Genomic DNA, 19,947 nt, shown 5'->3' with positions numbered 1-19,947 from the left:
GGACGGAAAATGAAAAAAATTACAACTTTAATAGCTGTTTTATGTGCGTCTTTCGTCCTTTTAACAGGCTGTTCATTACCTGGTTTAGGCGGGGGTTCAAGCGATACCATTCGAATTGGTTCGATGTCGACAACAGAATCGCAAATTGTTGCAAATATCGTGAAACAAATGATTGAACATGACACGGATTTAAAAGTAGAAATGGTAAATAATTTAGGCTCATCTGTCGTGCAACACCAGGCGATGATGAACGGAGATGTGGATATTACCGCGACAAGATACACGGGCACGGATTTAGTTGGCCCACTTGGCGAAGAGCCGATTAAAGATCCAGAAAAAGCGCTTGCGGCAGTTCAAAAAGGCTTCGAAGATAAATTTCAGCAAACTTGGTTCGATTCATATGGATTCGCGAACACATACGCATTTATGGTGCGACAAGACACCGCTAAAAAATATAATTTAAACACGATTAGCGATATGCGTCCGGTTCAAAACGAGCTTACAGCTGGGGTAGATAATTCTTGGATGGAACGTGCCGGTGACGGGTATAAAGCTTTTTCAAAGGAATACAACATCGACTTCAAAAAAATATTCCCGATGCAAATTGGTTTGATTTATACGGCGCTTAAAAATGACCAGATGGACGTGGCGCTCGGTTACTCCACAGATGGACGGATTCCAACCTATGATTTGAAGATTTTAGAGGACGACAAAAAATTCTTCCCGCCATATGACGCGTCACCTGTAGCTACAGACGAGATTTTAAAAGAACACCCAGAACTTAAAACAACTTTAAACAAACTGGTTGGAAAAATTTCGACAGAAGAAATGCAGAAGTTAAACTATCAGGCTGACGGTAAATTGAAAGAACCGTCTGTTGTTGCAGAAGAGTTTCTTCAAAAAAATAACTATTTTGAGGATGAAGGCAAATGAATACGTTTAATCAATTAATCGACTATTATGCGACCAATGGGGCATATGTGGCAGAAGCTTTTTGGCGACACTTTTTGATGAGCATCTACGGTGTGCTTTTCGCAAGTATCGTGGCGATTCCACTTGGCATCTATATCGCGCGTAAACGCCGTCTTGCCAATTGGGTCATTCAAATTGCGAACATCATTCAAACCATTCCAGCGCTTGCAATGCTCGCTGTCTTAATGCTGATTATGGGACTTGGCACAAACACCGTCGTACTCTCACTCTTTTTATATTCACTATTACCTATTTTAAAAAATACGTATACGGGTATACAAAATGTAGATGGCGCTTTGCTCGAATCAGGCAAAGCCATGGGGATGACAAAATGGCAAGTTTTACGCATGATTGAGTTGCCACTCGCACTTTCCGTCATTATGGCCGGCATTCGTAACGCACTCGTTATCGCGATTGGCGTTGCAGCCATCGGAACATTCGTAGGCGCTGGGGGACTAGGCGATATTATCGTTCGGGGGACAAATGCGACCAATGGAACAGCCATTATTTTGGCTGGCGCTATTCCAACCGCGCTCATGGCTATCATCGTCGACCTCGTACTCGGATTTATCGAACGTTCGCTAAATCCTGTTAAAAATAAAAAGAAAAAACTTACAGAAGCACTTTAGAAACAAACTGGCAAATGTGGTGTACGTCTAGCTACATTTGCCTTTTTGGTACAAAAAGAGGAGGGATGCTTTTGAAAAAGGAAAAGCAAGCTTGGCGCCGCAAAGAATCAGACTCGTCACTAAGCGAAGTGAACAACACCGTTAAAGTACCTCAAAATGCCACTTTTTTCAGAAAACTTCTTGCGTTTATGGGCCCAGGGGCACTGATTGCCGTCGGCTACGTAGACCCAGGGAACTGGGCAACGAGCATTGCCGGCGGATCTGAGTTTGGCTACACACTCCTGTCAGTCATCCTCATTTCAAACCTCATGGCGATTTTATTACAGTCACTTGCCTCCAAACTTGGCATTGTCACCGGCCGCGATTTAGCCCAAGCCTCACGAGATAGCTTTCCAAAAGGCGTGTCATTCGTTTTATGGATTTTAGCAGAATTAGCCATCATTGCAACCGATATAGCAGAAGTCATTGGGAGTGCCATCGCATTAAATCTCCTTTTTGGGATTCCACTCATTTGGGGCGTCTGCATTACATCGCTCGACATCTTTCTTGTTTTACTCTTACAACATCGTGGTTTTAGATACATCGAAATTATCGTCATTACGCTGATGGTAACCATTTTAGTTTGTTTTGGCATTGAACTTATCATGAGCCATCCAGATATGGCCGCAGTTGCGAAAGGGTTTGTCCCTCAAAAAGAAATCGTTACGAATCCAGCAATGCTCTATATCGCGCTTGGAATTCTAGGAGCAACTGTCATGCCGCATAATCTTTATTTACATTCCTCTATTGTGCAAACAAGACAGTATGAACGAAACTTAAAAGGCCGGAAAGAAGCCATTAAATTTTCATTTATCGATTCTACTTTTTCGTTAACAATGGCTCTTTTCATTAATGCCGCTATTTTAATTTTATCGGCGGCCGCGTTTTATTATACTGGGCATAGGGAAGTTGCTGGGATAGAAGATGCATATAAATTGCTTGATCCAACACTTGGAAGCAGCATTGCGAGTACGCTTTTCGCAGTGGCGCTACTCGCATCTGGGCAAAATTCGACGCTTACAGGAACGCTAGCAGGACAAATTGTGATGGAAGGCTTTCTGAATATACGTTTAAAACCATGGCTACGAAGACTGCTTACGAGACTATTAGCCATTATTCCAGCCGTCATAGTAACGGCGCTTTACGGAATAGAAGGAACCAATGATTTACTCATTTTGAGCCAAGTTATTTTATCTATGCAATTATCATTTGCTGTTATCCCACTCGTTTTATTTACAGGAAATAAAAAGAAAATGGGAGTATTTGTGAATGCCAAATGGTTGCAAATACTATCATGGACAGTGGCCATTTTCATTGCATTGCTGAATATTTACCTCCTCATTCATACATTTGTTTAACGATAATAAGATTATGTAAACTATAAATTAGAAACATCTTAATATTTTCCCTCGAATTTTTCACCTAGATTCGTTATAATTAAATTATCAGAATAAGCGTAGTAAAGGTGTTGATTATAATGGCTAGCAAAATGTTGAAACCACAGAAAAAACTTTTAGAGCAAGACCATGTGTTACCTTATAAAATAGATGCACAAGATCAATTATTTCAAGTTGTCATTTTTACAAAACTAGGAAAGATCTCCGGCATCACAGTGCTAAGAAGTGAAGATGAATTAGCCAGCCGAGAAGAGGCTCTAGCGGTTGTTCAAAAATTACAGAAGTACAATTTTTATTTTGAATATTTGACAAAGCGGGCAAGTATTGTGAAAGAGCGGGACAGTATTGTGGCCGAACGAATTGAACAAGCTCAACTCATTTTAAACAATAACGTTCTGTTTGGAGAAGAACTTCAGCCGACAATCGACCAACTTAGTTTGGCTCTTGAAGTATACAAACAACAGCAACATAAAATGGATATTTATCAAGAAGATATTGCGTTACTTAATGAAAAAATTAAAGAACAAGGGCTTATTAAACCAGAAGACTGGAAATCAGCAGAAGATTTATCGATTGCTTTCATGAAGGCTGCATATGCACAAACCATTTATTTAGAAGCAACAAGAGAAAATCGGGTGGCACTTGCTAAATGGTATCATAGCCATCAAAAACAACTCCCTTCTGAAGAACGAAAAGCGCTTGCTAAAATGGTAACCGTTTTAAGCGATACAAATGGCGGTTTAGTCTTTGATCAAATTATTTCGCTACTTCCACTTGTAGAAGAAGGGCTATTAATTGATAAAACAAACCCGCTGCCAAAACGTGCACAAGAGTTTAATATGGAATACGAAGCACATTGTCGCTTCTATAAACCAAATACGAATAAAATCATAGAACTTATTCGAAATGAATGAGAAAAACGGATACTAAAAGCAATGAGCTCTTAGTATCCGTTTTTTTATTTTTTAAGAATGTTTTCTTTGATTAAAAAGGCACGTGCGACTTCTTCGGCAGATTTTCCATTTACATTAACTTCATAGTTCATTTTCCGCATTTCGGCATCCGTAATTTTGCCAGCAAGCTTATTGAGTGGCGCCCTAATTTCTGGGTACTTCTCAATCGTTTTAGTTAGCATTAGCGGAGCACCTTGATAAGGCGGGAAAAATTGTTTATCATCTTCTAAAACTTTCAATTTATACTGCGCGAGCTCACTATCTGTTGAATACGCATCAAGCAAATTAATATCATTCGCTAAAATAGCATTGTAGCGCAGTTTTGGTTCCATCGTTTTGACATTATCAAATTGTAGGCCGTACGTTTTTTGAATGCCTTTATAGCCATCATCACGGTCATTGAATTCCAACGTAAAACCAGCTTTAACAAGATTTTGGACGCCAGGTAAATCGGAAATTTTCTGCAAATCATTTTGTTTCGCGAAATCATTTGATACCGCGAGGGCATACGTATTGTTGTATTGCATCGGTTTTAAGTAAGTCATGTTAAATTGCTTAGCAAGTCCGTCCCGTGCTTGTTCGTACACTTGATTCGCGTCATGCGATTTAGCAGGGTCGTTTGTAAAGGTTTCTAAAACGGTGCCAGTAAACTCAGGATAGATATCGATATTGCCGGATTTAAGCGCGTTAAACAAGAAACTGGTTTTCCCCATATTTGGCTTTAAATTCACCGTTAAGTCCGTTTCATCTTCAATGACTAGCTTATACATATTGATGAGTATTTCTGGCTCTGCACCAAGTTTACCTGCAATGGTAATTTCCTTTTTGTCGGTCGTGAAGAGCGGGACAATAATTAGGGCAGCAGTCAGCAGGACGCCGATAGACACCGTTATAATTGTACTTCTGAAACTGGCTTTTTCCAAGAAGCGTAAGAGGACATCAAATAAAATCGCGAGAAGCGCTGCGGGAATGGCTCCGAGCAAGATTAAACTATTGTTGTTGCGGTCGATTCCGAGCAGGATTAAATCCCCGAGTCCACCAGCACCAATTAGCGCAGCAAGCGTTGCGGTTCCAATAATTAGTACCATCGCCGTGCGAATGCCGGCCATAATAACAGGCATGGCAAGCGGCAGCTGAACTTTGTAAAGGCGACGCCATTTGTTCATTCCCATTGCACGCGATGCTTCAACGAGAGCCGGGTCGACTTCATTGATCCCCGTGTATGTATTTCGCAAAATCGGGAGAAGCGCATAAATAACAAGCGCGATAATCGCTGGAACAATCCCAATTCCAACAAGCGGAATCAAAAGACCAAGAAGAGCTAAAGACGGTATGGTTTGAAAAATAGCCGCGACTTGGATAATCGGTTCAGCTATTCGCTTATGTCGAGTTAAGTAGATGCCAAGCGGGAGGGCAATTAAAACCGCAATGAAAAGGGAAATGAATGAAATTTGAATGTGCTGAACGAGCGCCGTCCAAAGAACATCTTTTCTTTCAACGAACGTATTAATGAGCGTATTCATTTCGCATCACCAACCTGTTCTAATTGACTAGCTAAAAACTTCGTCAAATCTTGATGTGTCACAACATAAGTTTTCCCGTCATCATTTTGAATTTGCACCGCATTGTTCCCTGAAAGTGCCACAATCATTTCGCTAATCGCCGCATCGCTTTTTAAAACAGGTAAATTTGGCGTATTTTTTTCCTCTATAGTTAAAAGCTCTATAATATCTTTGGCTTTTTTATTTTCAGGCAATAGATGAGGCTTCGCAATATTTCCAGAATCAAGGAAATGTCTAACAAAATCATTTTTCGGGTTTTTGAGAATATTAGACGGCGTATCACATTGAACGATTTCTCCGTCTTGCATGAGGCAAATTCGGTCACCAAGTGCCAGAGCTTCTTGCATGTCGTGTGTCACGAAAACAATCGTCTTTTTAATTTTCTTTTGAAGGAGAGAAATATCTTGTTGTAATTTTTGACGAGTGATAGGATCAAGTGCGCTAAATGGTTCATCCATTAAAATGATACTGGGGTCGGCTGCTAGTGCTCGCACAACACCAACACGCTGCTGTTCGCCGCCTGAAAGTTCTTTCGGTTTACGGTCGCGATAAGATGCTGGATCAAGGCCAACCATTTCAAGTAGTTCTGTTGTACGGTTATAAATCTTTTCTTTGTCCCATTTTTTAAGTTCTGGTACAATCGCGATATTTTCAGCAATCGTCATATGCGGGAAAAGGGCAATTTGTTGTAATACATAGCCAATATCAAAGCGAAGCTCATGAATATTGTAGTCACTAATACGTTTTTCGTCGATGTAAATCGTTCCAGTAGTAAGTGGAATGAGACGATTAATCATTTTAAGTGTTGTTGTTTTTCCACAACCACTCGGTCCAATGAAGACAAAAAATTCACCGTCTTTTATATCTAAGTTAAGTTTATTAACAGCAACGTTATCGTCAGTATAGTTTTTAGTGACATCTTTAAAGCGTATCATAAGGGCCTCCAATCTTTTAAAACAAAAAAGCGAATATTTGTTCCTACAATTTACCATTTTTTTTTATGAAAAACAATTATTTTACATTATTTTGTAAAAAACAGGCTTCGTGGTAAAATAGAAGAAGTGAAACTTACAACGTGAATGGAAGGTTTATAAAATGGAAAAAGTAGCGAAAAATTTAAGTGAAGTCTTACCAGAATTAATCATTAAAAAACAGGAAAGTCTTGCTAACTATACATATACAAAAACTGGTGGTCATGCAGATTTATTTGTGATGCCAAAAACAAAAGAAGAAGCGCAAACCGTTGTGAAATTTTGTCATGATGAACATGTGGCACTCACAATTTTAGGTAACGGTTCGAATTTAATTGTAAAAGATGGCGGTATCCGAGGTATCGTCTTGTATTTAGATTTATTAAATAAAGTGGAGCGACGGGAAACAACGATTTATGCGGGGAGCGGTGCCAAATTAATTGACGTATCACGTTTTGCACGCGATGAGAGTCTGACAGGACTTGAATTTGCTTGCGGGATTCCTGGTTCAGTTGGCGGTGCACTTTATATGAATGCTGGGGCATATGGTGGCGAAATTAGCGATTGTTTAGAAGGCGCAACAGTTTTAACAATGGCTGGCGAATTGCTCCACTTAGAACGTTCAGAATTAGCGGCGAAATATCGCCATAGTACCATTGCAGAAAAGAAATTGATTGTGCTTGAAGCTGAGTTTAAACTGGCGCTCTCGGAAAAACAGCCAATTGAAACGAAAATGGCCGAATTAACCGAGGCACGTGAATCCAAACAGCCACTTGAGTATCCTTCATGTGGCAGCGTATTTAAACGGCCACCAGGATATTTTGCCGGTAAACTTATTCAGGATAGTCAGTTGCAAGGGTTTCAAATTGGTGGTGCACAAGTTTCTAAAAAGCATGCCGGCTTTATCGTAAATGTTGGCGAGGCAACCGCGACAGATTATATGAAGGTCATCAAACACGTACAAGCAACTGTAAAACGCAATTTTGACGTCGATTTAGAAACAGAAGTCCGAATCATTGGGGAAGATTAAAGTGTCAGACTTGCGATGTATCTTTTAAAAAGATGGCTGTTTGCGGGGAAGTTATTTGTTACAATGGGATTGTTACTATTGTATGGGAGGACTATATTTGGAAAGTTTATTTGATTTTTTCAACAAAAAAAGCACGCGACGTGTGTTAGTTTTTATGTTAGTCGTTTTTGTTTTGTATTTGCTCCGCAGTATGATGGATATTATCCTATTAACATTCATCTTTTCATTCTTAATTACAAGACTAGAGAACTTTATTTTAAAACGGATTTCCATTTACCGACAAATTATTGTGCTCATTTTATATGCCTTAATTGCGCTCGGGCTCACATTTGTTGTAGTCAAATACATACCAGTTCTAACCGAACAAATTGGGCAACTGGTGAAATTTGCTAATACTTTCTTTACACAGGATTCAAACAATGATTTCATTAACTATATCGTTACGATGGCGAATCAAATTGATATTATGAAATATACAGAGCAAGGCGTTCAAATGGTTGTCACGTATTTAACGAATATAAGCGTGGTTGCCTTTAACGTATTCATTGCCCTTATTTTAAGTCTGTTTTTCTCTTTAGGAAAAGATCAATTAATCACCTTCACCAATCAATTTGCGACCAGTAAAATTTCGTTCGTGTATGATGAGATAAAGTACTTTGGTACAAAATTTGTTGGCACTTTTGGTAAGGTGATTGAAGCACAATTTTTGATTGCCGTTGTGAATTGTGTCCTGACGACAATTGCTTTATGGATTATGGGATTCCCACAACTATTAACGCTTTCGATTATGGTGTTCTTATTGGGCTTAATTCCGGTTGCCGGTGTCATTATTTCGATGATTCCGCTCACCATTATTGCTTATACAGTTGGTGGTTTCCAATACGTCTTTTATATTTTAATTGTGGTTGTGATTATTCATGCGCTTGAATCTTACGTTTTAAACCCTAAATTAATGTCTGCTAAAACGGATTTACCGGTGTTTTATACATTCATCATTTTGATTTTTGGAGAGCACTTCTTTGGCGTTTGGGGACTAATTGTTGGGATTCCTGTCGTGATGTTTTTCCTAGACGTATTAGGGGTTACCGACCAAGCTGAACATTTACTTGAGAAGAAACCGAAAAAAGCGGATAAAACCTAGGCTATGTGTCTAGGTTTTTTTATTTGTTTTTGATACAATGGGAAAAGAAAGAGGTGCGTAGTATTGGATAGACATTTGTTTATAATTTCTTTTGATGCTTTAGGCGCAAAAGATTTGGAAGATATTGAAAGTTTACCAAATTTTAAAAAGATAAAGGAACAAGGCGCTCACGTTAAAAAAGTTCGCTCAGTTTATCCTTCACTTACATATCCAGCTCATACCTCAATTATAACGGGGCATTATCCGCTCGCTCATGGCATTGTAAATAATACAAAAATTCAGCCTGATAAAGCTTCGCCTGATTGGTATTGGTACAAAGATGCTATTAAAGTTCCGACATTATATGAACTGGCGAAAGCGAAAGGATATAAGACGGCTTCTTTTTTATGGCCTGTTGCTGCACATAGCGGTATCGATTATAACATCGCGGAAATTTTCCCAAATCGTTTTTGGTTAAATCAAGTGATGGTCTCTCTTTGGGGGAGCTCGCCACTTTTTCTTTTAAATATGAATAAAAAATACGGTCATTTGCGAAATGGGATTGAACAGCCGCAATTGGATGATTTCATAACGGCTTCAGTCATTGATACGATTCAAACGAAGAAACCGGGTCTTTTAATGGCGCACTTTGTTGACATGGACAGCATGCGGCATCGCTACGGAGTGACTTCAGATGAGGCGAAATCAGCGTTACAAAGACACGATAAACGATTAGGGGAAATCATTGAAGCTACCAAAGAGGCTGGTATTTTTGAAAAAAGTGTTTTTGCGGTTTTAGGTGACCACTATCAAATTGACGTCGACACGATTTTGCGCCTTAATATTTTGTTCGCGGAGTATAACTGGCTTAGCGCTGGCAATGACAATAAAATAGAGACGTGGCAAGTATATGCGAAAAGTTGTGATGGATCTGCTTATATTTACATAAAAAATCCAGAACTTGAAAGTCAAGTTTTCGAAGTACTGCAAAGTTTACCAGGGATTGAGAAAGTATACAATTCAACGGAAATCATTCGCTTAGGTGCAGACGCGGAAGCGACATTTATGGTAGAAGGGATTCCTGGCTGTTATTTCATGGATAACATCGACGGCCCACTCGTTGAAGAAGTGACACCAGAGAAAATCGGGCAGCCAGATTACTACAACGCTGTGCATGGGTATCACCCGCAGAAAAAAGATTACGAAACGACTTTACTTCTAAGCGGTCCGGGAATAAAACGCGGAAAAGAAGTGGAGCAAGCCAGTTTAATTGACGAGGCGCCAACCTTTGCAAGAATTTTGGGCTTTAAGATGCCAAAAGTCGAAGGGCAAGTCATCACAGACATTTTTGAGGGAGAATAAGTGAATGTTTACAAAAGAGGAGAAAAGTTGGATACTTCAAGATTGGGCGAATTCCGCCTATTCCATTATGATTACGACGGCGATTTTGCCGATTTATTTTAAAAGTTTAGCATCTAGTGCTGGAGTAAGCGATCATATGTCAACGGCTTACTGGGGGTATGCGAATTCAATTGGGACTTTGCTCATTTCTTGTTTGGCACCGATTCTTGGGACGATTGCGGATTACCAGTTTTTCAAAAAAAGATTCTTTAATATTTTTACGCTTTTAGGGGTTTTATGTACGGTTTCATTCGTTTTTGTGCCAAACGATGGCTGGCTTATTTTGCTTGGGCTTTATGCGCTATCTCTAATTGGTTTTTCGGGCGCGAATATTTTTTATGATAGTTTTTTAGTTGATGTGACGACGAATGACCGGATGGACCGGATTTCGTCAGCAGGCTATGCGTTTGGCTATTTGGGAAGTTCGATTCCATTTGTGATTTTTATCATTTTAAAAGCAACAGGAATACTGCCCATTAGCGAAGTGGCTTTAGTGAACATCGGTTTTCTACTTACAGCGATTTGGTGGCTTGGTTTTACGGTTCCTTTCTTTAGAAATGTTCATCAAAAGCATTTTCTGGAGCGAGTGAAAAATCCAGTACGCACGAGTTTTAAGCGTTTATTTACGACACTTCGGCAAATTAGCCAATACCGCACGATAGCGCTATTTCTAATCGCTTACTTCTTTTATATTGATGGTGTGGATACCATTTTTCGAATGGCGACATCATACGGTATTGATTTAGGGATTACGGACACAACGTTAATCATCATTTTGTTGGTCACGCAACTGATTGCTTTCCCGTTCACTATTTTTTACGGCTTTTTAGCCAAGCACTTTGGGGCGAAAAAGTTGATTCTCGTCGCCATTTTCGTCTACCTTATCATTTGTGTTTATGCAGTGTTCATGAAAACAACGCTTGATTTTTGGATTTTAGCAGTGCTTGTAGGAACAAGTCAAGGCGGTATTCAAGCACTGAGTCGTTCTTTTTTCGGGAAAATTATTCCAAAAGAGCGGTCAAATGAATTTTACGGTTTCTACAATATATTTGGTAAATTCTCCGCAATCATTGGCCCTGCACTAATGGGTATCATCACACAACTGACTGGAAATACCTCTTATGGTGTTGCCAGCTTAATCGTACTATTTTTAATTGGTGGGATTTTATTTTTATTTGTACGTGAGGAACGAATTTAAATTTTCTTTAAATCCTTTTAACGAATTGTTTATAAGTTAGCGCTATACTAATATAAACCATTCAAGTTAGGAGGAAACAAAATGAAAAAAATAGCTTCTATCGGAATCTTACCTTTTGTTTCCGTAGCGCTAGCGCTTTATCTTTACGTCTATTATTTTAAAGGCTGGCTATTATTTTACTTACATCACATTATGGAAATATATAGTTTTGTAGATTACATCGTGATTGGACTAACGGCACTTTTTATTTATCTCATCGGCGTACAGCTGATCGAATGGAAATTTAATAAGAAGTTAACGATTTTAGCCTATATGTTATATTTTGCTAGCTTGATTGTCCTATTATTTGGTAAAGCTAGTCATGTTCAAGGCTTTTCTTTTGAAACTTTTGATTTTATTTTTCCATTTTTAGAAGGGAATTTACGCGTCATTACGACAGGGAATATTTTAGCTTTTATTCCAATCGGCTTTTTATTTTATAAATGGAACTTTATTAGCACTTTACTAACAGCCATCATCTTAATTACGTTAGTCGAAAGCACTCAATTTATACTCGCCGTCGGTTTTTTTGATACAGGGGATATCTTTTTAAATGTGCTAGGCATTATGACTGGATATTCATTAATTCGTTTAAAAGTATTTATGACAATGAAAAAGAAAATCATAAAAAGTCAATGAAACTATTGGCTTTTTTTTTGCGTATAAATGGCATAAGAAGCCCCTTTTTCGTGAGAGCGCTCTTTTTTATAAAAAAATTTAAACAAAAAGTGTTGACTAACCCACTACTTTGTATTACTATATAGTTGTACCTAGTAATACAAAGTAGAGAGGTGGACCTTATGAAAGGATTGACAGAACTGTTAAAAGGTGTCTTAGAAGGCATGATCCTCCAGAAAATTTCTAAAGGAGAAACATACGGTTATGAAATCACTAAGTATTTGAATGATTTAGGTTTTGATGAAATTGTCGAAGGTACTGTGTATACGATTTTAATGCGTGTAGAAAAGAAAGGCCTTGTAGAAGTTGAAAAGAAAAAATCCGATGTAGGACCTGCTAGAAAGTTTTACACGTTAAATGATACGGGTAAAGAAGAATTAGCAAGTTTTTGGAAACGTTGGGATTTTATTGCAGCTAAAATGGTAGAGGTAGAAGGAGGGGAAGCGAAATGATGAATTGGTATAAAAAATACCGCGAGGAAAAGCGTGCCTATAAAGCTTATAAAAAACGTGTTGATGCCTTACCAACTGAGTATCGCCGTGTCATGGAGGGCATTCAAACGTATTTATGGAATTTCGCAAAAGGCTCAGGCATGATGGATATTTTAACGAGTGTTCTTGAAATGTTTGAAAGTGCCGTAGAGGACCAGCTAGATGTACGCGATGTTGTTGGTGATGATTTGGCAGAGTTTGCAGACAATTTATTAAATGAATTTCCAGAAGAAACTTGGATGGAAAAACAACGGAATGCACTTAGAAAAACGCTTAAATAGAAAGGAGAGGCTATGATGCCTATTATCGATATTCGGAATATTAAGAAAAATTTCAAAAAACAAACAGTTTTAGAAGATGTGAGCATTCAAGTAGAAGCAGGTAGTATTTATACATTGCTTGGTGCAAATGGTGCTGGAAAAAGCACATTGCTTAAAATTGTGACAGGGCTTTTAAATAGCGACGGAGGGAAAGTTGAAATTGACCAACTACCAGTTGATAAAGACCCGCGCGAAGCACAAAAAGTGTTTAGTTACAATGCCCAGCATGCAAGTGTTGACGAGGTATTAAGCGGTCTAGAAAATTTAGTACTGATTGGTAAGCTACGACACGTTTCAAATCCTAAAGCCGTTGCACTCTCCCTTTTAGAGCAATTTGGCTTGTTAGATGCGAAAGACAAAATTGTTTCCACGTATTCAGGGGGAATGAAACGAAGACTCGACTTGGCTATGAGTTTAGTAGGAGATGCTAAAATTTTATTTTTAGATGAACCTACAACAGGTCTTGATCCAAGTAGCCGCCTTGATTTGTGGAAAGTAATTCGGGAACTCCAAAGTAGTGGGAAAACCATTTTCTTAACGACGCAATATTTGGAAGAAGCCGATCAATTGGCAGACACCATAGGCTTTTTGAAAGATGGAAAGATTATTGCAACCGGAACGCCTAAAGAAATGAAACGCTTGGCGGGTGAGAACAGACTACATTTGACTTTCTCCCCAGAGGATTTAAAGCAAGCAAAAGAAGTTTTGATAGATTTCGAACCAAAAGTGCTTGCCCCTGAACTAATTTCTATTGAACTGACTGAAGAAATGACAACTATTTTGAATATTTTAAAAGTGTTGAACGACCATCACCTTGAGCCGACTGATTTTGAGACAATCCGTCCTACGCTTGACGATGTATTCGTGACACTGACGAAAGGGTGAACAATAATGAAAGAGTATTTCAGTGATATTTTCGCGCTATCAGGGCGCATTATTAAACACAACTTACGTAGTATTGATACGATGATTACAGTTGTGATTATGCCAATTATGATTATGCTAGGTATGGTATATATTTTCGGTGGTTCCGTGCAGATTCAAGGTTTATCCCATCAAGATTATGTGGATTACATTATGCCAGGGATTTTGCTTATTACAATTGCGTCAAGCTCAGCCTATACATCGCTTCGAATAAATCTCGATAAATCGGCAGGAATGTTTGAACGTTTTAAATCAATGCCAATCGCGAAGTCAGCAGTTTTAGGTGGACACGTGTTAGCATCTGTTATTTTTATGATGATTTCCTGTGCAGCAGTTCTTTTAGTAGGACTACTAATTGGTTTCCGTTCAGATGCAAACTTCGGAGAATGGCTACTCATTATTTTACTCCTTGTTTTATTCGCTTTTATGTTAACATGGCTCTCAGTCCCGTTTGGCTTAATGGCAGGGAGTATTGAAGGCGCAGGCGCATTCTCTTATGTCATCTTAATGCTCTTATTCGTTAGTTCAGCATTCGTTCCAGTTGAAGGAATGAACAAGTTTGTACGGATTTTTGCAGAAAATCAGCCGATGACACCAATTATTCAGACGTTGCGTGACCTATTTAACGCCCAGCCGCTTACGAGCGATGCTTGGCTATCACTTGCTTGGATTGCTGGTTTACTTGTTATTTCTTACATCGCAGGTATGAGAGTTTATCGGAAAGTATAATTAAATCGTGAGAAAAACCATTCCAATTGGAATGGTTTTTTTTATGAATAAATTAACTATATTGTCATAGAATTTTAAAATCTATACGCTAAGCTAAAAATACTGAAGTGGCAAGGAGGAATTGTAATGAGGAAAAAATCGCTTATTTGGACAATTATCATGTTAATAGGGCTAAGTAGCATCGTTTGCGCCTATCTCTTTTCCCAAAGTCTTAAAGCAGAAGCTGATCAAAATGAAGATAAAAAAACAAAATTTAGTTTATCGGTTGCAACTTCAAAAGATGTAGAAGTACTTGATTATAGTAATATCGGAATAAACGCCTATCAAGATATTTTCAATACGGATAAACAAGCACAAATTGCTCAATTAATTGCAGCAAAAAAAGCAGCAGGTCACTATAAATTCCCTCAAATTTTAGCATTATCAAATCCGTATTTAACGAATACAACGAGTGTATACATATATTTTGAAACTGAGAAAGTCAGTAAAGTAAGTTACCAAATATCTGCAGCAGGTTATCCCGATTTTGCAGGAGAGGCAAATAGTTCAGAAAATGAATACGAAACAAAACATGAATTCCAAGCGATTGGCTTTGTAGCAGGTGTTAAAAATACCATTACCTTAACAGTAACAGATACGGAGGGAAATGAAACGGCAAAAACATTAACCTATACACCTCCAAAATTAGTAAGTAAAGATAAAAACACATTAAAAGTCACTGATGGGACAAGCGAAAAAGCCTTAACAAGCGGTTTGTACACGGTGTTTGGTGATAAAAATGTATCACAAAGAGCCACTTACTTAGTGGATAACGACGGTATCATAAGAGGCGAATATCCCATTCTTTCTTACAACTCTATGCGTTTTGTTTTTAATGAGCAGTCCATGTATTACGGAATTTCAGCAGAAAAAATCGCTCGAATTAATCAGTTAGGGCAAGTTGAACAAGTTTATGATGTAGGAAGCGCGGGCTATAACTTACACCACGACTTTACTTTGGATAAAGAAGGCAATTTATTAGCGCTTGCAACAAGTGAAGAAGCAGAAGAAAAAGACAATTTGGTAGAGGACAGAATTGTTCAAATCAACACTAAAACAGGTAAGGTCAAACAAATTGCTGATTTTAAAGCGTTGCTACCTGATTTATACCAACTGGCAACCGGAATTGAGACTATCACAAGCTATGCAGGTAAATGGGATCCCATTCATTTAAATACAATTCAATATGTTGAAGATGGTAGCATTATTGTTAGCTCACGAGAAACTTCTACAATTATGAAGCTCAGTAATATCGAGGACGCCTTGTCAATCGATTACTTTATTTCAGATGAAAGTGTGTGGAAAGGTGTAGGGAATTATTCTAACTTTGTACTGGAAAAAGAAAGCGATTTTGTTTCACAACTCGGTCAACATTCGGTGACATATGTTGAAGATGCCACATTGGAAGAGGGGCAGTATTATTTATATATGTTTAACAATAATTCAAAAATAATGGATTCCCGAACAAATTTCGATTGGTCGGCATATCCTGATAGCTTCTCTGACCAAAGTACTGATGGTGATTACAGTCGCTATTCTAAATATTTAGTTGACGAGAATAAAGGCACGTATGAACTGGTCGACTCATTAGAAGTCCCGTACTCTGCCTTTGTGAGTAGCGTTCAAGAAATGGGGGATAATCTACTCGTGAATCCAGGATTACAAGGTATATTTACTGAATATGACAAAAATCATCAAGTTATTCGTACTTATCAATTAAGCGGAAACGGAGTAACCTCTTATCGCGTGTATAAGTATGATTTTAAAGGATTTTATTTTAAATAAACTAAGCAAGCGTATGACTGTCGTTAATCGAGAGTCATACGCTTTTTAGCAATTACTTTTCAGAAAAATACATAAAAAGTGTATAAATTCACTGTATATGTGGTCGTTTAAGACGAAAAATGGGGTTTCTGGGGAAGTTTACGTTTTTGACACTTAATTTGTGATATAGTGAACATGATTCATCAACATCACGGTGAATCAATTTATCATCTTTTGGGATGATGAAAACAAACTCAAAGAGAGCCTTTTGGAAGGGGCTCTTTTTGGGGTTCCATTATTGTAAAATTACGTAAATGATGTGGTATAATAGCAAAGTGCCCAAAACAGGGCGAGCTGTTTAAAATAAGGAGAGATCAACACTAAATGACACATGCACTTGAAATAAAAGACTTAAGAAAAGTATACGCAACTGGCGTAGAAGCTTTACGTGGAATTAATTTAGTTGTAGAAGAAGGTGATTTTTACGCTCTACTAGGTCCAAATGGTGCCGGAAAATCAACAACAATTGGGATTATTACATCACTTGTCAACAAATCATCAGGCAAAGTGAATGTATTCGGTTATGATTTAGATACAGAATTAGTTCGTGCCAAGCAACAAATCGGTCTAGTTCCACAGGAATTCAACTTTAATCCGTTTGAAACGGTGCAACAAATTGTCGTAAACCAAGCTGGTTACTACGGAGTTTCCCGCAAAGAAGCGCTTAAACGTAGTGAAAAATATTTAAAACAATCCGATTTATGGGAAAAACGCAATGTACGCGCCCGTATGTTATCAGGTGGTATGAAACGTCGCCTAATGATTGCCCGTGCACTCATGCATGAGCCTCGCTTGCTTATTTTAGATGAACCAACTGCCGGTGTGGATATCGAACTTCGACGTGAGATGTGGAAGTTCCTGAAAGAGCTGAACGAGCAGGGAACAACGATTATTTTAACGACACACTATTTGGAAGAAGCAGAGATGCTTTGCCGTAACATCGGGATTATTCAGACAGGCGAACTAATCGAGAACACCAGCATGAAATCGCTACTCGCGAAACTCCAATTTGAAACGTTCCTTTTTGATCTGGCACCTTATGATAAAAAGCCTGAAATTGCTGGCTATAAAAGTTTTTTCGAAGACGAGTTAACACTCGCTGTTGAAGTGGAACGCAATCAAGGAATCAACGAAATATTTGAACAGCTCTCGAAACAAGGGATAAATGTTCTTTCGATGCGAAATAAATCCAATCGCTTGGAAGAACTGTTTTTGAAAATCACAGAAGAAGAGCACCGAGTGGAGGAGAAACATGTTTAATCTATATTATACAGCCTTAAAAAGCTTAGCCGTAAAAGAAACGAACCGTTATATGCGTATTTGGGTGCAAACCTTAGTACCACCAGTCATTACGACATCGCTTTACTTTGTCATTTTCGGCAATTTAATCGGTGGAAGAATCGGGGAGATGGGGGGATTCTCCTACATGGAATTTATCGTGCCTGGCCTAATCATGATGTCAGCCATCACAAGTTCCTATTCAAACGTGTCATCTTCCTTTTTCTCACAAAAATTTCAAAAAAATATTGAAGAATTGCTAATCGCGCCAGTGCCCACACATGTTATCATTTGGGGCTTTGTCATTGGCGGCTTAGGGCGAAGCATCCTCGTGAGCGCACTCGTTACCATGATTTCCCTTTTCTTCGTACCTTTACAAGTGTATTCTTGGTCTATTATTATCATTTCACTTCTGATGACGGTTATTTTATTCTCATTGGCAGGCTTATTAAATGGTATTTTCGCTCAATCTTTTGATGATGTATCTATTGTACCAACCTTCGTCTTGCAGCCATTAACGTATCTTGGCGGGGTATTTTATTCCGTTGCTATGTTACCACCGTTTTGGCAAGCAGTTTCAAAAATCAATCCCATTGTTTACATGATTTCAGGATTTAGATATGGTTTTCTTGGAAAAACCGATGTATCACTTTGGGTTTCAGTGGGCATTCTTGTGCTCTTTATCGCCGTGCTTTACTCGATTTGCTGGTATTTGATTGAAAAAGGGCGCGGGTTGCGAAGTTAAACAATTTGGAGCATCTAGAAAAGCAATTCTAGATGCTCTTTATTAGTTCATGTGTAAAACACCCATTTTTATACCTAATTAATGTGCAATTTTCGTATTTTGTTCACAGCTTTTACGATATAAAATATGCTATTATATAAGTATTCACCAGGCGTTGCAAGACAGTTACCAACTCATTTCTGTCACGAAAAACCGACTTCTTACATTAGAAGTCGGTTTTTCTATTGTTACATTAAATAATTTGTTTTATTTATAAGTATTAGTGGAATAATTTACATATTAGGTGAGGAGTTGAAAGAATGAAGGGGAAGAAGATAATCTGGTTCGTTGTTAGCGGCTTTTTGATGCTAGTTGTTTTAGTTTCAGTTGTATTAGTAAAACATCAAGAAGCTGTGCAGGCAGTAGAAGAAAAAGAAGAGGCAAGAAAAGTGGCATTGGAGCAAGAAATGGCATTAGAAAAAAATGCGACTTCTGCAGTGGAACGCTTATTTGCATCTGAAACTGAAGAGTTATTGAGTGACACGTATTCCGAAGATCTTAAAACGAAGGCTGAACAACTTGTGCAACAATTGGCTAATAAAAAAATGAAAGCCAATTTAAAAGGAAAATTAACTCGCGTAGATAAGTTTGTCAGCCAGATTTCTGCAAACCAATTGAAAGTGAATGCGTTATTTTCAAATGAGCAGAAGAAAACATTAGCGCAAAATGTAACTCGTGAAGACATTAATAGTGTGAAAAAAGCTGTGACTAATGGGACTTTACAGACTAAATCAAAAAAAGAACAGCTGGCAGATGTACAAAAAGCGTATGATTTACTTATTCGGAACGAAGAATTGCAAAAAGCAGCTACAAGTAGTTCAGCTGAAAGCCAGGCAGACAAAAATTCGAATGATGTTCAATCTTCGGCCAAAGAGTCTGCTACAAGTGTCCAAGAAAGTCCGGAATCGAAATCAAGTAAATCGAATTCCAATAATTCTTCCGGTGCACCATCAGCATCAAGCACGAACATACCGACTGTTGCAAAAATGAAGCTTGCTTCACAAACGAATCAGATTATTACTGTCGTAGCCAGTGGAACGAGTGCAAATGTGAAATTTTGGGAAAAATCAGGCGAAACATGGAAGCAAGTATTTTCTACTTATGGCCAAGTCGGTTCGCAAGGCGTTGGTTCTGCGGATGAATACCATAGCAGGACACCTAAAGGGGCTTACTCCCTTGGTTTTGCTTTTGGAACAAGCAATCCGGGTACATCTTTAGCATTCAGACAAATTACCAATCAAAGTTACTGGATTTCAAATGTAAAGGATAATCAGTACAACACTTGGCAAGAACGAAATTCATCTAGCAATGCTGATGAACATATGGCAAGCTATCCGGCGCAATATCGTTATGGCGTTGTGATTAACTATAATACAAGCCGAACAAAAGGCGCAGGATCAGGTTTTTTCTTGCATTGTAGCAATGGTGCGCCAACTGCTGGCTGTGTCGCTATACCAACAAGTCAAATGGCAACAGTTTTACAAAAATTGCATAGCGGCGCTTATATCGTAAACGTAACTAGTGAGCAAGAATTATTGCAGTATTGAAGTACAAATTTATTTTTACTTT

Annotated in this window: 19 protein-coding genes; 17 read left to right on the top strand and 2 right to left on the bottom strand. The window is 38.3% G+C overall.

Going from position 1 to position 19,947, the window contains the following annotated elements:
* Window positions 1-9: 9 nt before the first annotated feature.
* The 4 genes from CFT42_RS02065 (at window position 10) to CFT42_RS02050 (ending at window position 3,951) form a co-directional block, all read left to right on the top strand.
* On the top strand, window positions 10-933 hold the full coding sequence (locus tag CFT42_RS02065) for an osmoprotectant ABC transporter substrate-binding protein (RefSeq protein ID WP_088808961.1): 924 nt from the start codon (window positions 10-12) through the stop codon (window positions 931-933).
* Window positions 930-1,601 carry an ABC transporter permease gene (locus CFT42_RS02060; RefSeq protein WP_088808960.1) on the top strand — a complete coding sequence of 224 codons (672 nt, stop codon included), beginning with the start codon at window positions 930-932 and terminating at the stop codon, window positions 1,599-1,601. The genes CFT42_RS02065 and CFT42_RS02060 overlap by 4 nt, the downstream gene beginning before the upstream one ends.
* A gap of 65 nt (window positions 1,602-1,666) precedes the next feature.
* The gene (locus CFT42_RS02055) at window positions 1,667-2,998 is read left to right on the top strand and encodes an Nramp family divalent metal transporter (RefSeq protein ID WP_088808959.1); all 1,332 of its coding nucleotides are present in this window, start codon (window positions 1,667-1,669) and stop codon (window positions 2,996-2,998) included.
* Window positions 2,999-3,117: 119 nt separating this feature from the next.
* Entirely contained in the window at window positions 3,118-3,951 is an 834-nt protein-coding gene (locus CFT42_RS02050; protein ID WP_088808958.1) for a hypothetical protein, read from the top strand.
* 44 nt (window positions 3,952-3,995) lie between these two features.
* Here the strand turns inward: CFT42_RS02050 and CFT42_RS02045 are convergent, their stop codons facing one another.
* Window positions 3,996-5,513 (bottom strand): ABC transporter permease/substrate-binding protein, encoded by a 1,518-nt coding sequence (locus CFT42_RS02045; RefSeq protein WP_088815266.1) that lies wholly within the window; start codon window positions 5,511-5,513, stop codon window positions 3,996-3,998.
* Window positions 5,510-6,487: an ABC transporter ATP-binding protein gene (locus tag CFT42_RS02040; protein WP_088808956.1), complete on the bottom strand. Its 978-nt coding sequence runs from the start codon at window positions 6,485-6,487 to the stop codon at window positions 5,510-5,512. The genes CFT42_RS02045 and CFT42_RS02040 overlap by 4 nt, the downstream gene beginning before the upstream one ends.
* A gap of 160 nt (window positions 6,488-6,647) precedes the next feature.
* On the opposite strand from CFT42_RS02040, the gene murB reads away from it, so the two are divergent.
* The 13 genes from murB (at window position 6,648) to CFT42_RS01975 (ending at window position 19,925) form a co-directional block, all read left to right on the top strand.
* Window positions 6,648-7,553, top strand: coding sequence for a UDP-N-acetylmuramate dehydrogenase (gene murB / locus CFT42_RS02035; RefSeq protein WP_088808955.1), 906 nt, complete (start codon window positions 6,648-6,650; stop codon window positions 7,551-7,553).
* A 97-nt stretch (window positions 7,554-7,650) separates the two neighbouring features.
* Entirely contained in the window at window positions 7,651-8,694 is a 1,044-nt protein-coding gene (locus tag CFT42_RS02030) for an AI-2E family transporter (RefSeq protein ID WP_255378412.1), read from the top strand.
* Window positions 8,695-8,757: 63 nt separating this feature from the next.
* Complete coding sequence (locus CFT42_RS02025) at window positions 8,758-10,035, top strand: alkaline phosphatase family protein (RefSeq protein ID WP_088815264.1); 1,278 nt, start codon at window positions 8,758-8,760, stop codon at window positions 10,033-10,035.
* 4 nt (window positions 10,036-10,039) lie between these two features.
* Entirely contained in the window at window positions 10,040-11,272 is a 1,233-nt protein-coding gene (locus CFT42_RS02020; RefSeq protein ID WP_088815263.1) for an MFS transporter, read from the top strand.
* An 81-nt stretch (window positions 11,273-11,353) separates the two neighbouring features.
* Window positions 11,354-11,950, top strand: a complete 597-nt coding sequence (locus tag CFT42_RS02015) for a VanZ family protein (RefSeq protein ID WP_088808951.1) — start codon at window positions 11,354-11,356, stop codon at window positions 11,948-11,950.
* Between the two features lie 161 nt (window positions 11,951-12,111).
* The gene (locus CFT42_RS02010) at window positions 12,112-12,441 is read left to right on the top strand and encodes a PadR family transcriptional regulator (protein WP_088808950.1); all 330 of its coding nucleotides are present in this window, start codon (window positions 12,112-12,114) and stop codon (window positions 12,439-12,441) included.
* On the top strand, window positions 12,438-12,761 hold the full coding sequence (locus tag CFT42_RS02005; RefSeq protein ID WP_088815262.1) for a DUF1048 domain-containing protein: 324 nt from the start codon (window positions 12,438-12,440) through the stop codon (window positions 12,759-12,761). Before CFT42_RS02010 ends, CFT42_RS02005 begins: the two co-directional genes overlap by 4 nt.
* A 12-nt stretch (window positions 12,762-12,773) precedes the next feature.
* Window positions 12,774-13,685 carry an ABC transporter ATP-binding protein gene (locus tag CFT42_RS02000; protein WP_244169915.1) on the top strand — a complete coding sequence of 304 codons (912 nt, stop codon included), beginning with the start codon at window positions 12,774-12,776 and terminating at the stop codon, window positions 13,683-13,685.
* Between the two features lie 6 nt (window positions 13,686-13,691).
* Window positions 13,692-14,453: an ABC transporter permease gene (locus CFT42_RS01995; protein ID WP_088808947.1), complete on the top strand. Its 762-nt coding sequence runs from the start codon at window positions 13,692-13,694 to the stop codon at window positions 14,451-14,453.
* Window positions 14,454-14,579: 126 nt separating this feature from the next.
* A complete protein-coding gene (locus CFT42_RS01990; protein ID WP_088815261.1) occupies window positions 14,580-16,277 on the top strand; it encodes an aryl-sulfate sulfotransferase in 1,698 nt (565 codons plus the stop codon).
* A 363-nt stretch (window positions 16,278-16,640) separates the two neighbouring features.
* Window positions 16,641-17,576 (top strand): ABC transporter ATP-binding protein, encoded by a 936-nt coding sequence (locus tag CFT42_RS01985; RefSeq protein WP_088808945.1) that lies wholly within the window; start codon window positions 16,641-16,643, stop codon window positions 17,574-17,576.
* Window positions 17,569-18,339: an ABC transporter permease gene (locus CFT42_RS01980; protein ID WP_088808944.1), complete on the top strand. Its 771-nt coding sequence runs from the start codon at window positions 17,569-17,571 to the stop codon at window positions 18,337-18,339. Before CFT42_RS01985 ends, CFT42_RS01980 begins: the two co-directional genes overlap by 8 nt.
* A 299-nt stretch (window positions 18,340-18,638) precedes the next feature.
* Entirely contained in the window at window positions 18,639-19,925 is a 1,287-nt protein-coding gene (locus tag CFT42_RS01975) for a toxin Cry1Ac domain D-VI-related protein (protein ID WP_088815260.1), read from the top strand.
* Window positions 19,926-19,947 lie beyond the last annotated feature (22 nt).

It is taken from the genome of Listeria goaensis, from assembly GCF_900186125.1.
Lineage (GTDB): Bacteria > Bacillota > Bacilli > Lactobacillales > Listeriaceae > Listeria > Listeria goaensis.
Note: the sequence above shows the minus strand (reverse complement) of the source record. Positions and strands in the feature narration are given on the sequence as shown.